16 protein-coding genes are annotated in these 14,112 nt (G+C 66.3%); 4 read left to right on the top strand and 12 right to left on the bottom strand.

Annotated elements, in window-relative coordinates; genetic code table 11:
* Positions 1-30: 30 nt before the first annotated feature.
* A complete protein-coding gene (locus ACR65K_RS18240; protein WP_440154407.1) occupies positions 31-1,143 on the top strand; it encodes an App1 family protein phosphatidate phosphatase in 1,113 nt (370 codons plus the stop codon).
* Between the two features lie 27 nt (positions 1,144-1,170).
* Here ACR65K_RS18240 and ACR65K_RS18235 read toward each other — a convergent pair whose 3' ends face one another.
* From ACR65K_RS18235 to ACR65K_RS18220, 4 genes are all read right to left on the bottom strand, one after another.
* Positions 1,171-2,736, bottom strand: a complete 1,566-nt coding sequence (locus ACR65K_RS18235) for a glycoside hydrolase family 1 protein (RefSeq protein WP_440154406.1) — start codon at positions 2,734-2,736, stop codon at positions 1,171-1,173.
* Positions 2,737-2,831: 95 nt separating this feature from the next.
* The gene (locus ACR65K_RS18230; protein ID WP_440154405.1) at positions 2,832-3,209 is read right to left on the bottom strand and encodes a hypothetical protein; all 378 of its coding nucleotides are present in this window, start codon (positions 3,207-3,209) and stop codon (positions 2,832-2,834) included.
* 40 nt (positions 3,210-3,249) lie between these two features.
* Positions 3,250-3,627 (bottom strand): J domain-containing protein, encoded by a 378-nt coding sequence (locus tag ACR65K_RS18225; RefSeq protein WP_440154404.1) that lies wholly within the window; start codon positions 3,625-3,627, stop codon positions 3,250-3,252.
* Positions 3,628-3,693: 66 nt separating this feature from the next.
* Positions 3,694-4,119, bottom strand: a complete 426-nt coding sequence (locus tag ACR65K_RS18220; protein ID WP_440154434.1) for an Hsp20/alpha crystallin family protein — start codon at positions 4,117-4,119, stop codon at positions 3,694-3,696.
* Between the two features lie 142 nt (positions 4,120-4,261).
* Between ACR65K_RS18220 and ACR65K_RS18215 the strand changes: the two genes are divergently transcribed.
* Positions 4,262-4,579, top strand: coding sequence for a MerR family transcriptional regulator (locus ACR65K_RS18215; protein WP_440154403.1), 318 nt, complete (start codon positions 4,262-4,264; stop codon positions 4,577-4,579).
* Positions 4,580-4,600: 21 nt separating this feature from the next.
* Here the strand turns inward: ACR65K_RS18215 and ACR65K_RS18210 are convergent, their stop codons facing one another.
* The 4 genes from ACR65K_RS18210 to ACR65K_RS18195 form a co-directional block, all read right to left on the bottom strand.
* Positions 4,601-5,398: a phosphatase PAP2 family protein gene (locus tag ACR65K_RS18210; RefSeq protein WP_440154402.1), complete on the bottom strand. Its 798-nt coding sequence runs from the start codon at positions 5,396-5,398 to the stop codon at positions 4,601-4,603.
* 96 nt (positions 5,399-5,494) lie between these two features.
* A complete protein-coding gene (locus ACR65K_RS18205) occupies positions 5,495-7,384 on the bottom strand; it encodes a S8 family serine peptidase (protein WP_440154401.1) in 1,890 nt (629 codons plus the stop codon).
* 61 nt (positions 7,385-7,445) lie between these two features.
* A complete protein-coding gene (locus ACR65K_RS18200; RefSeq protein ID WP_440154400.1) occupies positions 7,446-8,324 on the bottom strand; it encodes an NAD-dependent epimerase/dehydratase family protein in 879 nt (292 codons plus the stop codon).
* A gap of 43 nt (positions 8,325-8,367) precedes the next feature.
* Positions 8,368-8,961 (bottom strand): adenylate kinase, encoded by a 594-nt coding sequence (locus ACR65K_RS18195; RefSeq protein WP_056330321.1) that lies wholly within the window; start codon positions 8,959-8,961, stop codon positions 8,368-8,370.
* Between the two features lie 292 nt (positions 8,962-9,253).
* Between ACR65K_RS18195 and ACR65K_RS18190 the strand changes: the two genes are divergently transcribed.
* Complete coding sequence (locus ACR65K_RS18190; RefSeq protein ID WP_056330043.1) at positions 9,254-9,997, top strand: GAF and ANTAR domain-containing protein; 744 nt, start codon at positions 9,254-9,256, stop codon at positions 9,995-9,997.
* A gap of 76 nt (positions 9,998-10,073) precedes the next feature.
* Positions 10,074-10,487: a response regulator transcription factor gene (locus ACR65K_RS18185; RefSeq protein WP_440154399.1), complete on the top strand. Its 414-nt coding sequence runs from the start codon at positions 10,074-10,076 to the stop codon at positions 10,485-10,487.
* A gap of 60 nt (positions 10,488-10,547) precedes the next feature.
* On the opposite strand, the gene ACR65K_RS18180 is transcribed toward ACR65K_RS18185, so the two are convergent.
* The 4 genes from ACR65K_RS18180 to ACR65K_RS18165 form a co-directional block, all read right to left on the bottom strand.
* Positions 10,548-11,384 (bottom strand): alpha/beta fold hydrolase, encoded by an 837-nt coding sequence (locus ACR65K_RS18180; RefSeq protein WP_440154398.1) that lies wholly within the window; start codon positions 11,382-11,384, stop codon positions 10,548-10,550.
* 93 nt (positions 11,385-11,477) lie between these two features.
* Entirely contained in the window at positions 11,478-11,675 is a 198-nt protein-coding gene (locus ACR65K_RS18175) for a hypothetical protein (RefSeq protein ID WP_440154397.1), read from the bottom strand.
* A gap of 108 nt (positions 11,676-11,783) precedes the next feature.
* Complete coding sequence (locus ACR65K_RS18170) at positions 11,784-12,968, bottom strand: fatty acid desaturase family protein (RefSeq protein WP_056330031.1); 1,185 nt, start codon at positions 12,966-12,968, stop codon at positions 11,784-11,786.
* Positions 12,969-12,980: 12 nt separating this feature from the next.
* Positions 12,981-14,078, bottom strand: a complete 1,098-nt coding sequence (locus tag ACR65K_RS18165; RefSeq protein WP_056330028.1) for a ferredoxin reductase — start codon at positions 14,076-14,078, stop codon at positions 12,981-12,983.
* Positions 14,079-14,112: the final 34 nt, after the last annotated feature.

Below are 14,112 nucleotides of genomic sequence, written 5' to 3'. Positions count from 1 at the left end.
CCTGGCGCTGCCCTGTGGCAGAGTGGTGGCATGGACACGGCCCCGCAGAACCCCGCCCAGGACACGGCACGCCCAACCGGGCGGAACACGAAGGGCCGCACCGCCCTTTCCGGAAGCCAGTTCTTCCGGCTGGCACACCGATTGTCGGACGCAGTGAACGACGTCCGGATCCAGCTCGCAAAGCGGTGGAACTTCGTGCCTCAGACCATCGCCTACCAGGGCTACGGCTCCACCACCCGGGTGCGGGTACTGGGCAGGGTACTGCTGACGCAGAAGCCACTGCCCGGAAGCAAAGCCGAGCACGAAGCCAGGAACGGCAACCAGAACGTCCGCGGCTGGCGGGCATTCACCGGGGTGCCGTTGCAGTTTACCGACGTCGAAATCACCATCGGCGATGTGGTCACCCACGTCACGGCGGACCGGGGCGGACTGATCGACACCGAGGTGGACGTGCAGCTGTCCCCCGGCTGGCACACCGCCGTGCTGCAGGCCGCAGGAACCGATCCGGTGGAGGCACTGATCCAGGTGATCGCCCCGGGCGTGGAGTTCGGCATCGTCTCCGACATCGACGACACCGTCATGGTGACAGCCCTGCCCCGCCCCTTCCTGGCCTTGTGGAACACGTTTGTGCTCAGCGAACGCGCGCGCATGGCCACGCCGGGGATGGCTGTGCTGCTGGACCGGCTGACCATCGAGCACCCGGAAGCACCGGTCATCTACCTGTCCACCGGCCCCTGGAACGCTGCCCCCACCCTGGCACGGTTCCTGACCCGCAACATGTACCCCAAAGGCGCGCTGCTGCTGACGGACTGGGGACTCACCCAGGACCGCTGGTTCCGCAGCGGCCAGGACCACAAGCACCGCAACCTGGAGCGGCTTGCCCAGGAATTCCCGGATATGCGCTGGCTCCTGATCGGCGACAACGGACAGCATGACGAGGCCATCTATTCCGCCTTTGCCGCCGAAAACCCGGACAAGGTCGCCGCCATCGCCATCCGCCAGCTGTCCGTCAGCGAGTCCGTATTCGCCGGCGGCCACTCCGAGGATGGCGACCACACCACCTCCCGGGTGCCGTGGATCTACTCCCCCGATGGCGCCGGCATCGCAAAGCAGCTCGCCATGCTGGACCTGCTCAAGGGCTGACCGGCCCCGGGATTACTGGGCTGTCCGTTATTTGGCGCCGGCACCCAGGGGCGCGCCGTCGTCGGGCAGTTCACTGTCCACTAGATCATCGCTGTCCAGAAGATCCGGAACCACTGCCTGCGCGATCGCCGCCCCGGCCGCGGCAGCCAGGTCGCGTTCCTCGATGAGCTCCTGGAACCAGAAATAGGAGGCCTTGGGCGTGCGCTCGAGCGTTTCGAAGTCCACGTGCAGGAGCCCGAACGGCTGGTTGTAGCCGGCGGACCACTCGAAGTTGTCCAGGAAGGACCACACGTAATAGCCGCGCAGGTCCAGGGACTCGGCCACGCCGCCGGGCGCTGCGGCGCGCAGGGCGGTCTCCAGGTGGTCGGAGATGTACTTCAGCCGGCGCTCGTCCGGGATGAACCGGGTGTTGGTGGACTTGTCCCGGACAATGATGTCCTCGAAGCTCGCCCCGCCCTCGGTAATGATCACGGGCGGCAGGTTGGGGTACCGCTCCGCCATCTCCTTCAGGGCCACTGCCATGTACTCGGGCTTGACTGGCCAGCCGTAGGCGGTGATGTCTGCTTCTGGCCAGGTTTCGACGTGGAACGGCGTTGTGCCGCTGCCCGTTGCGCTGAGGTCGCTGCCCATGGCCTCGGCCATGCTTGACGGCACCGTACCGCCGCCGGGTCCCGCCGCCACCTTGGTGGGCATGTAGTAGTTGAGCCCATAGAAATCCAGGGGCTGGGAAATGATTTCCATGTCCTCTTCGGGATGCTCAAAGGAGCTGAAGAACTTGGCCGCACGGATCAGGTCGGGGTACTTGCCCGTCAGGACAGGATCCGCGTAGAGCCGGTTCTGGCCCAGGTCCATGAGCCCGGCACTGATCCTGTCCAGGGGGTTGATCGAGTTCGGCACCATGGGTGAGTAAACGTTCGTCATGCCGATCTCGCCCGGCACCTTCGCGGCGCGCAGGGCCTGGACGGCGAGCCCGTGCCCCAGCAGCTGGTGGTGGACGGTAGGGAAGGCGCCCAGGGCCAGCTCCTTGCCGGGCGAGTGCAGGCCAAATGCGTAGCCATTGGCGCTGACGGTGGCCGGCTCGTTAATGGTCACCCAGCGGGCCACCCGGTCACCGAAAGCCTCCGCCACGAGCGCGGCATAGTCCCCCAGGCGGTACGCGGTGTCGCGGTTCATCCAGCCGCCCGCCTCATCGAGTTCCAGGGGAGTGTCCCAGTGGTAGATGGTGGCCATGGGCGAGATTCCGTTGGCCAGGAGCTCATCCAGGAGCCGATCGTAGAACGACAGGCCCGCCCGGTTGGCCGGGCCGGTGCCGCCGGGCTGGATACGGGGCCAGGAGAAGGAGAACCGGTAGGAGTCGACGCCGAGCTGCTTCAGGAGTGCCACGTCCTGCGGCATCCGGTGGTAGTGGTCCGTGGCCACTACCGGGCTGTGGTCTTCCACGATCGCGCCGGGCCGGGCGGCGAACCTGTCCCAGCCCGCGGGTCCCCGGCCGTCCTCGTCCAGCGCCCCTTCAATCTGGAATGCTGCGGTTGCGACGCCAAGCGTGAACCCCGGAGGGATGAGCGCTGCGAGGTCCTTGGCGGAGATGTGCATTGGGGCCAGCCTTTATGTCACGGGAGTCAGGGTACGTCTCAGGATGGCACAGCAGGGGTCCGCTGACGAGCAGCGACTCCGCGCCGGGCCGGCGCCTACTGGGAACCGAAAAGGAACTCCTTGGCGTGCGCCACTGCCTTGCGGAAGGCATCATTGCGCAGGGTCACCAGGTGTTCAGTGTCGCCGTCGGACGGCTCCAGGTACGCGGTATAGCCGGGCCGCAGGACCCAGATGTCGCCGGCCGGCGGGAGGTAGAACACCCCGAAGGAGCGCTGCTGCGTCTCGTCTGCGGTCCAGACCGGGACAACCGCCAGCGCGGCACCCGTGGCGGGGTTGATCCACTGCGCGCGCGGCAGCGGCTGTTCGTGCGCTTCCGGGTCCAGGAAGGGTGCGGTTCCCTCACCCCACCGCTGCTCAAAGCGCTCAAAGAATGCAGGAATCAGGTGTGAATCGTAACGCCGCCAGTCGCTCATGCAGTCTTCTGCCTCCTTGGCTGAATGGCCCTGCCCCGGCTCAGGACCAGGGTCCGCTTTCCCACCGCACCGGGGTGGCGCGGATGGCTGGTCCGGACGGTCCGCCACTCCTGCGGACTTTCCGGACCGGAATAATGGTGGGCGCCGCTGCCGCCAGGTTCCTGTCGTAGTCGGCGCGGCGCACCGGGTCGCGCAGCACGTTGAATGCCTGCATGATCCGGAGAAGTTCGTCCCCCTGCCCGGAACTGCCCGTCGTCGCAACCGTATTCCCCATCGTTTCCGTGTCCCCGTAGGCCCGCCCGCCGTCCAGGTCCGGATGGTGGCTGCGCATGAGAGCCCGGTACGCACGGGAGATTTCCTGCCGGCCGGCATCCCTGCCTACGCCCAGGATGGCGTAGTAGTCGGGAACTTCAGTCATCCCTGCCTCCTGTTTCGCCGGGCGCCCCTGCATACGGGACAGGGGCGCCGGCACGAAAGCATGGTTCTAGCTCTTGATCTGGTGCTTTTCGCCCTGCTGGGTCTGGATCTCGATCTTGCGCGGCTTAGCCTGCTCGGCAACCGGAATCCGCAGGGTCAGGACGCCCTGGTCGTAGCCTGCCTTGATTTTCCCGGTGTCCAGGGTGTCACCCAGGATCAACTGGCGGCTGAACACGCCACGGGGACGCTCAGAGGCGATGAGCTCCACGTTGGGCTGCGTGGGGTCCTGGCGCTCGGCCCTGACGGTAAGGACGTTCCGTTCAACGTTCAGGTCCAGGGAGTCCACCTTCACACCGGGAAGGTCGAACGCCACCACGAATTCCCCGTCTTCCTGCCAGGCGTCCATGGGCATGGCGGCCGGCCGGGCGGCGGTGCCAAAAACCTGCTGCGTGAGCCGGTCCAGCTCACGGAACGGGTCGGTGCGCATCAACATCATTTCCCACTCCTTAGCTTCCAGGTGTTGGAACTGCGGCTACCCACCGCCGCCGTAATCTATGGCAGTGGATATAGATTTTTTATAGCACCCGTGCAAAACTGAAGCAAGACACCGGCGGCGCGATTTTTGGGGAGAGACGATGGCAGATCCTGCTGCAGGACGGGCTGGCCGTTCCCCCCGTCCGCGGGCCCTGTATGCAATCTCGGTGGCGGCGGAGCTGACGGGAACCGGGCAGCAGAACATCAGGCTTTACGAAACCAAGGGGCTGCTGACGCCGTCGCGGACAGCGGGCGGCACGCGGCAGTACAGTGACGACGACATAGCCGTGCTGCTGCGGATCGCCGAGCTCCTGCAGGAGGGGTTGAACCTGGCAGGCGTCGCCAAGGTCCTGGAGCTGGAGGCGGCCAACGTCAAACTGCACCGGGCGCTCCAGCGGGCCAGGTCGCGGCCGCAGTGAATGCAGTATCCCTGCTGGACTTTATTCGTGCGGCGACTCGGCCCTTGACAGCTCTCCGGTGACTGACTCCCCGGGGATTCTGGCAGTCCGCCAGGTGTCCAGCGCGATGACGCCGCCGAGGATCAGCAGCGACAGCGAGAACGACGCAAGGGCATCCGTGGGCCAGTGGTATCCGAGGTACAGCCGGCTGACGATAGCGAGGATGATCCCGATTCCGGCCCCGATGAATCCGAACACTGCCGCCTGCCGGTTCCGGCGCCGGGAGAAGATCAGGTAGGCCCCCACCAGCAGGAAGTCGCAGGCTCCCAGGACGTGCCCGGACGGGAACGAGAACGTCTGGTCCGCACCGAACAGCATCTGGTCCACGGGCGGCCGCGAGCGCTGGACGATGTGGAGGATGATCTGCGAAATGATCACGCCGGTCAGCATGGCGGACGCGAGCAGGATGGGGCGCCAGGCGTGCTTCGCTGCGAATCCCCAGACAAGGATCACCACCAGCACGATGATGGGCAGTGCGATGGGGCCGAAGAACACCGCCAGGAAGATCATGATGGCAGTAACGGCGCCTGAACGCGTCGTGAGGAGCCAGTCATGCACGGGAACGTCCGCAGCGGAAAGGCCGTCGGCCTGCACCACGCTGATCAGCGTGGCAATGAAGAGTGCCACCCCCACGACGGCCAGGATGATGGACGCCCGGTAAAGACCGCGCCGGTCGGCAGGGTCCACGTAGCGTTCCTCCACCACGAACTTCTCGTGGAAGACACGCCACCTGCCCGCGCTTCGTTCAGAAACTGCGGAACCTGCTGATTTCTGCGCCAATGTGCTGCCCGTCCCTACGCCGCGGAAGATGCGTGCCGTGATGAATGCCTAGGGTGAAGATTATCCCGGGGTTGGGCCATTCACTCCATCACCGGGTCAAAACGAGCCGGTAGTGAACTGCCAGCTCCGGCCCGCAAGCGGATTTCCGGCCAGGTCCCGGATGCCGGCGGTCCCGCCGGCCAGGGTCACGGTGTACCGGGTCTTGGCGGCCAGCGGACCCTGGGGGTCCAGGATCCACTGGTTGGTGGTGCCGTTGCGGTAGGCCGACGCCGCCACCACAGCTCCGGTAGCGGAGTTCCTAAGGGTGAAGGTGGTGGTGCCCACGCCCTGGACGGCCTCGCTGAAGGTGGCGCTGATGTTGCTGCTCCTGCGGACCAGGAGGGCGTTGCTGCCCGGCGAGTAGCTGGTGACGGTGGGCGCCGGGCCGGTGGTGAACGTCCAGTTGGTGGAGGCAAGCGGGGTGCCTGCGGCATCACGGATGGCCGAGGTTCCGCCGGTCAGGGTGGCCGTGTAGCTTGCGTCCGGGGCAAGGTTTGCTGCCGGGTCAAGGGTTGCGGTCATGGTGGTGGCGTTGTAGGCGACAGTGGCCGCGATGCTGCTGCCGGCTGCATTCCTGAGCACGAAGGTCCCGGCGGACACGCCCTGCACGGCAGTGCTGAAGGTGGCTGCTACGTTCGCACCGGAGGCGACTGCCGCGGCCTTGGGTGCCGGCGAAACGGAGGTGACAGTGGGCGCAGGAGCAGGAGCAGGAGCAGGGGCAGGCGCCGCTGCACCGGCGTACAGCAGGCGGTTCGGGGTCCCGGTGGAGGCACCGGCGATCACCCCGGGAGTGGCATTGGACACCAGGGCTGCAGCCACGTCAGCCGGCGCCAGGGCGGGGTTCTGCGACAGCACGACGGCGGCGGCTCCGGCGGTGTGCGGCGCGGCCATGGAGGTCCCGGACATGGACGCCGTGGCGGTGGTGGAGGTGTAGTAGGCGGAGGTGATGCCTACGCCGGGAGCATAGAGGTCCACGCAGGACCCGAAGTTGGAGAAGGATGCCTGCTTGTCGGCGGAGTCGCTGGCTGCCACGGTGATGGCCCCCGGGACGCGGGCGGGTGAAGCGGTGCAGGCGTCCACGGCGGAGTTTCCGGCGGCAACCACGGTGGTGACGCCGTCGTTGAGGACTGCCTGGATGGCGGCGTCCACCGTGCTGCTGGCTGCCCCGCCCAGGCTGAGGTTGGCCACGGCGGGCGTGCCGGCAACGTGGTTCGCGGTGATCCAGTCGAGGCCTGCCACCACGTCCGAGTTGTAGCCGGACCCGGCGCAATCGAGCACCCTGACCGGCACCAGGGTGGCGCTCTTGGCCACGCCGTACGTGGTGCCGGCCACGGTTCCGGCCACGTGGGTGCCGTGGCCGTTGCAGTCGGTGGTTCCGTTGCCGTCCGCCACGGCGGTCCAGCCTGCTGCCACCCGGCCGCCGAAGTCGGTGTGGGATGCCAGGATGCCGGTGTCCACCACGTACGCGGTCACGCCGGCACCGGCCGCGGTCCAGGAGTAGGAACCGGAGAGTGGGAGGGCCCGTTGGTCCGCGCGGTCCAGGCCCCAGGGCGCAGGCTGCTCGGTCCCGGAGACCTTGACCGGGGCGTCGGCCTCCACGGACAGGACCTTTCCGGATTTGGCCAGTGCCGCCGCCTGGGCAGGGCTGGCGGTGATGACGGCGCCGCGGAGGGCATGTTCGAAGGTACGGCCGACGGCGAGTCCCTGGCCGCGCAGTCCGGCAACCTCTGCTGCGACGTCAGCGGTGGCGGCGTACTGGACGATGTAACGGCCGGCACCGGCAACAGGAGCGGGAGCAGCGGCCGCCGGCGGGGATGCCATGGAAAGGGCGACGGCGGAGAGCAGCGCCGTGAGGGCAGGCAGCGCAAGGAAGCGGGTACGAATTTTGGGGTCCTTCAGGAGGCGGGAAAGGGGTGGCTGTACCAAAAGGATAGGAGCCGGAAGCACGCGGCTTCCGGCTCCTTGGATGATCCTTCGCCAACCCTTGGCGGTTCCTGCGGACCGGTATCTATTCCTGGTTTCCTCCGGCGCTGGCGGCGGCGCCCACGTGGTTTCGCCAGCTGTGCTCGGGCTCGAAACCGAGCAGGCGCCGCGCCTTGTCGATGGAGAGCATCGTTTCGTGCTCACCCAGTTCCTTGGTCACCTTGACGTCGGGGAAGACCTCGGCGGCCAGGCTGGCGCTTGACCGGCTCATGACTGTGTCCGCGTTGGCGATGATGAAGGCTTCAAACCCCGGCTGGGCGTTCTCAAGAGCCCGCACTACTGCCTGCGCGCCGTCCCGGCCGTCGATGTAGCCCCACAGGTTCCATTTCCGCAGGGTGGCGTCGGCGTCGAAGGAGGGGAATTTGGCGTAATCTGCCTCGTCCATGACGTTGGAGAACCGCAGGCCCGTGATGCTCAGCTCCGGGTCCCACCGCGTCATCTCCACGGCCATCTGCTCCTCCAGGCGCTTCACCAGCGAGTAGGTGCTTTCCGGGCGCGGCGGGTATTCCTCATCCACGGGGATGTAGGGCGGGTCGATGTCGAACGGCAGCCCCAGGACGGTCTCACTGGAGGCGTACACCACCTTCTTGATGCCGGCGCGCCGTGCGGCCTGGAAGACGTTGTAGGTGGAGAGCATGTTGTTCTCGAAGGTGGCTGCGTCCGGAAGGATGCCCGGGGCGGGAATGGCACCCAGGTGCACCACAGCGTCGAACCCGTTGTGCCGGTCATCAACGCCCAGCAACGCGTCCACTACCTGGCCGTAGTTGCGCAGGTCCACCACCAGCAGTCCGGGGCTGCGGGCGCCCGCGCGGTCCAGGTTGAGGACCTGGTGGCCGTCGTCGGCCAGCCGGCGCACCACGTGCCGCCCGAGTTTTCCGCTTCCGCCTGTAACGGCAATTCTCATCAGTGTTTCCTTCTGCTCGAGTGCTTCACCGTGCGTGTTCCGGTCAGGACGGGGGCCGTGGGGCTGCAAGGAACTTTTCGACGGCGGCGATCGCCAGTGCAGTAATCCCGCCCGGGTCCCCGCTGCCGTTGACGGACACAAGAATGCCCCGGCCCGCGTACACCGAGACTACTTCATGCGTCTGCCGGTGGTAGAGGTCCAGCCTGCGCCTGAAGACGTCAATGGTGTCATCCGTGCGCCCCTGCTCCAGGGCCCGGCGTTGCATGCGCTGCTCCAGTTCCGCGTCGGGTGCCTGCAGTTCGATCACGGCATCCAGCACATGCCCCTGGGCCGCAAGCATGCGGTCGAGTTCCGTTGCCTGGTGCGCTGTCCGCGGATAGCCGTCCAGCAGGAACCCTTGCACCGCGTCGCCCTCCAGGAGTCGGTCCCTGACCAGCGCGTTGGTGAGATGGTCCGGGACGAAATGGCCGTCGTCCAGGTACGTGGCGGCCTGGTTTCCCAGCTCGGTCTGTTGGGTGACGTTGCTGCGGAAAATGTCCCCCGTGGAAACGGCCGGAACCCGGAAATGCCGCGCCAGGTGTTCGGCCTGCGTTCCCTTGCCGGACCCGGGCGGGCCAATAATGAGCAGCCTGGTCATGTTCCCGTCCCTCCGCTGCCGGGCAGCCATTGGTCCCAGGGCCAGCCCGCAGCAGCACCGGCGCCTGCTTCATTGTGCCGGTCATGGCTGGCCCTGCGCCAGCCTGAGCGCATTTGGAGGCAGCGAATCTGACAGTGTGGGCGGCCGGGGAATGTATATACTTCTGGTTATCGGTTTAGCAGCAGGCCGTTGGAAAGTTCGTCGATCCAGCGACCATCACCGGCTCCCCACCCAGTTGGGGGTTCGCGTGTTGCCGGCTCGTTTTGACCTGAACGAATGGCACCAGAAAACCGTGGCCAGCGAGTCAACAGCAAAAACTGATACATCGATTACAAAGCACCTGCATGAACTAGTCCTCAACAGCTCCGACGTTGAGGACTTCCTTAATGAACTGGCACAAGTCTCCGCACGCAATCTCTCCGAACCCGGCGACGAAATGCTGTGCGCCATCGCCCTTCTCCGGCAACGCAAAGCCGCCACTGTGGCCAGCAGCAGCCAGGAGGCAAAGTCGATCGGAGGGCTTGAACACAGCTTCAGCGATACCCCGGGCCTGACGGCTTCCACCGCCCAGGAGATTGTCCACGCCCCGGACCTCACCGCCGATGACCGCTGGCCAGACTACTCCCGGGCCGCCGTTGCCCAAGGGGTCCGCTCCGTGGCAGCCGTTCCTTTCCGCCTTGAAGGGGAAACCAAGGCGTCCCTGCTGTTGTACTCCCGCCGCGCGCACCGGTTTGAAGGCCGGGTGCTGAAGTTCGCCGAGGATTTCGTCAGCCAGACCTCGCTGGCCCTCCGCCTGGCGGTGCGGTTTGCCCATTACAGCGAAACGGCCGCGAACCTTCGGGCCACCCTTGAGTCCCGCACAGTTATCGACATGGCTGTGGGCATCATCATGGCCCAGAACCGGTGCAGCCAGCAGGACGCCTTCGACATCCTGAAGACTGCTTCCAGCACCCGGAACACGAAGCTGCATGACGTGGCAGCCGCCGTGGTCAACGCCTTGGGACAGGGACCGGCACGGACGCATTACGACGGCTAGTTCCACAATGGACGCGGCGGTCCGCGGCAAGCGTTTCCGCCGGTAGACTGATGCCAACTTTTCGCCGGGGGGCCTGATGGAACAGCAACGTGTTTGCCTTGTCGTGGAAGATGACGACGATATCTGCGGACTGATCGAAGTGGTCCTCACACAAGCGGGCTTTGAGGTCAGGACCGTGGGCACGGGGGCTGAGGCCATCGCCGCCGCCGCCGATCCCGCCATTGTCCTGGTGACCCTGGACCTTGGCCTGCCGGACATTGACGGGCATGTAGTGGCCCGCGCCATCCGGGAGGTCAGCAGCGCGCCCCTGCTGTTCCTGACGGCCCGTTCCGAGGGCGACGACGTGCTGGCGGGCATGGCCTCGGGGGCCGCGGGCTACCTCACCAAGCCTTTCCGGCCTCGGGAGCTCCGGGAGCTCGCCGGACAGCTCGCAGCGCCGGCGCCGCCGGTTTCACAGGAGCCGCACACCACGGGCAAATCCTGCTGTTAACGGGGCAAACGGAGACGGCGACGGCGGGATCCCGCCGTCGCCATCCGCGTTTGCCGATCCCTACTTCGAAAGGAAACCGAGCAGGGCTTGGTTGACCTCTGCCGCGTGGGTCCACAGCAGGCCGTGCGGGGCACCCTCGATCTCCACATACTCAGCGCTCGGGAGGGCCTTGGCGAACAGCCGGCCGGTGGAGTCGATGGGCAGGATGTTGTCCGCGGTGCCGTGCAGAATTAGTGCCGGAACGTCGATCTTGGGGATGTCGCCGCGGAAGTCCGTGACCCACGTGGCCTGTGCCGCAACCAAGGCGGTCGCCCCCGCTCCGGCGGCCACGTTCCAGCTGGCGTTGACGGCTTCCTGGCTGAGGCGCGGGGTCCCCAGGAAGGCGTCGGAGTTGTAGAAGTTCTTGAAGAAGTCGCCCAGGAACGCGTATGGGTCCGCCGTGACCGCCTCCTTGAGGCCGTCGAACACATCCTGAGGGACGCCGTCCGGGTTGTCATCCGTCTTGAGCAGGAACGGCTCCAGGGATCCGAGGAATGCGGCCTTTGCAACCCGGGACGATCCGTAATTGCCCAGGTACCGTGCCACCTCACCGGTGCCCATGGAGAAGCCCACCAGCACGGCCTCACTGAGGTCCAGGGCAGTCAGGAGCGTGTTGAGGTCCGCCGCGAAGGTGTCGTAGTCGTACCCTTCGGTGGTCTTGCTCGATTTCCCGAACCCGCGGCGGTCGTAGGTGATCACGCGGTAACCGGCATCCAGCAGCGCGGTGGTCTGCCTCTCCCAGGAGGCGCCGTCGAGCGGGTAGCCGTGGATCAGCACGACAGGCTGGCCCGACCCGTGGTCCTCGTAGTAGAGCTCGATGTCAGTGCTGTTCTCGGTACCTACGGTGATGAAAGCCATGGAGGCGGTCCTTTCGAGGCTGTGGAATCGGTGGGAGCCGGGCAGTGCTTGGCCCTGCAGTTCCTACTCTAGGGTGGTCCGCCATGCCGCGCGCTACCGGGAAGGCGTCGGAAGCTCGCATGATATCCGGGGGTTGGCGCCCATGTAGTTCAACGGTCCGGCTGCGATGGTCAACGCTATAGTGCTGGCCTCGGCGCAATTTCCCGGAGCCGAGCCGAAGTAACCGCGCTGCCAGGCGGCCACGCCGCCGATGATTAGCCAGATGACGATAAGTGTTCCGAGAATCCGCATGATTCCTCCATGGCCGCGGCGGCTGTGGGATCAATTATGCGGCAAAAATGCACCTCCGGTCCCGGGTGGTTCCCGGTACCGGAGGTGCATTTTTTGTCCAGGTCTTGCCTAGGCCCGGGCAGCCTTGCCGGGCAGTGCCAGCTTGAAGACCTTGGCCCAGGACGACCCCACCTGCTTCAGCAGCGGGCCGGTGGTGTACTTCAGGCCGTAGCGCTGGCAGATTTCGCGGACCCTGGGCGCCACCTCGGCGTACCGGTTGGAGGGCAGGTCCGGGAAGAGGTGGTGCTCGATCTGGTGCGAGAGGTTGCCGGTCATGAGGTGCATGAACTTGGAACCCGAGATGTTGGCCGAGCCGATCATCTGCCGCACGTACCAGTCCCCGCGGGTTTCCCCGTCGACCATCTCTTCCGTGAAGGTGTCGGTTCCTTCCGGGAAGTGGCCGCAGAAAATGACCGCGTGGGCCCACACGTTGCGGACGGCGTTGGCAGTGATGGTGCCGAACAGGGCCTGCTTGGCGGATCCGGTCAGCATTGCGACGGCGGGGGTGGCCGCATAGTCCTTGGTGAACTGCGTGACAACCTTCTTGCCCAGCGCCTTGAGGTCCTTGAGCAGGGCCTCCTTGGACTTGGTGCCTTCCTTGTACTCGGTCAGCTCGAGGTCGTAAATGGCGATGCCCCACTCGAAGACCGGCGCCAGGATGGCGTTGAACAGCGGGTTGGCCAGGTTGATGGGCTTCCACGGCTGGTTCTCGTCCATCCGGAGGAGGTTGTATCCGACGTCGTTGTCCTTGCCCACCACGTTGGTCCAGCGGTGGTGCAGGTCGTTGTGGGTATGCTGCCAGGACCGTGAGGGGGTGACGAAGTCCCATTCCCAGGTGGTGGAGTGGATGTCCGGGTCCCGCATCCAGTCCCACTGGCCGTGCAGGATGTTGTGGCCGAGTTCCATGTTTTCCAGGATCTTGGCCAGGCTGAGCAGGGTGGTGCCCGTGACCCAGGCGGCCTTGTTCTTGCTGACCAGGAGGGCGGCGCGGCCGGAGATTTCCAGGCCGCGCTGGATCTTGATCATCCGGCGGATGTAGGCGGCATCCTCGGCCCCGCGCTTGCCCAGGATCTCGTCCCGGATGGCGTCGAGTTCGCGGCCCAGCTCGGCAACCTGTTCGTCGGTGAGGTGCGCGGCGGCAGGCGGCCGGACGGCGGGGCTGCCGGATTCGGCGAGCTTGCCGGGCCGCGTCCGTGAGGTACCGGCGCTGGCTCCTCCGGCGGCAGTGGTCTTGGTGGGTGAGATGACAGACATACGTACTGCTCCTCAGAGTTCGAGGTTGACGGGCCCGGCGGCTGCCGAGACACACGTTTGGATCAGTTGGCCTGGTTCGCCATGGATTTCCCCGGTCCGCAGGTCGCGGACCTGCCCGGCCAGGAGCGGTGTGAGGCAACTGTGGCAGATGCCCATGCGGCAGCCGCTGGGCATCAGCACCCCGGCGTCCTCGCCGATATCCAGGATGGGGGTGTCGCCGTCGGCTTCCACTTCCCGGTCGGACGCTTCAAAGGTGACCAGGCCGCCGTCGTGTCCTACGCCGGCATTGAAGGTGGTGTTGAAGCGTTCGATCATGAGGTTGCCGGCCTCGCCGGCAACGGCGACGTCGGTCCCGGGCGCCCGGGTGGTCAGCGCGGCACGCTTCCAGAGGGCTTCGGCGTCGTCCAGGAAACTGTCGGGGCCGCAGGCGTAGGCGGCCCGGTCCTTCCAGTCGGGGCAGATCTCGTCCAGCTCCTTGGTGCTGGAGAAGTCCATGCGGCCCTGTTCGCCGGTGTACCAGTGCGCCAGCCGGAAGTTGGGGAACTGGTCGGCGAGTTCGGCCAGCTCTTCACGGAACAGGCTGTCACCTGGGGTACGTGCGGAGTGGACCAGTACGACGTCGGCGTCCGGGCGCCGCGGCACGAGCGTACGGATCATCGACATCACCGGAGTGATGCCGCTGCCCGCGGTGACCATCAGGAGGGGGCGGGGGTGCTCCGGGAGCACGAAGTCGCCCTGGGGCGGAGCCAGGAACAGGACGTCGCCGGGTTTGGTGGTGCGCACCAGGGTGCCGGAGACCGCGCCGACGTCGGTGACGGTGATGGCAGGGTCTTTTCCGGCCGGGGCGCTGAGGGAGTAGGAGCGCCAGTGGCGGACGCCGTCGAGTTCGACGCCTATGCGCGCCCACTGTCCTGCCAGGTGCGCCTTCCAGCCGCGGCCTGGGCGGAAGAAGATGGTGGCCGACTGGGCGGTCTCCTGGACCACCCGGGTCACCACGCCGCGCAATTGCCTGGCTGAGTAGACGGGGTTGAACAGCGCCAGAATGTCTTCGGGCGCCAAAGGGGTAGTAAGCACTGAGGCCGCCTGGGCCAGCTGACGTAGCCGGATCATGCGTTAAAGCCTAGGGCGGTGTGAGCCATATATC

The sequence above is a fragment of the Arthrobacter sp. SAFR-179 genome (assembly GCF_059414945.1).
Note: the sequence above shows the minus strand (reverse complement) of the source record. Positions and strands in the feature narration are given on the sequence as shown.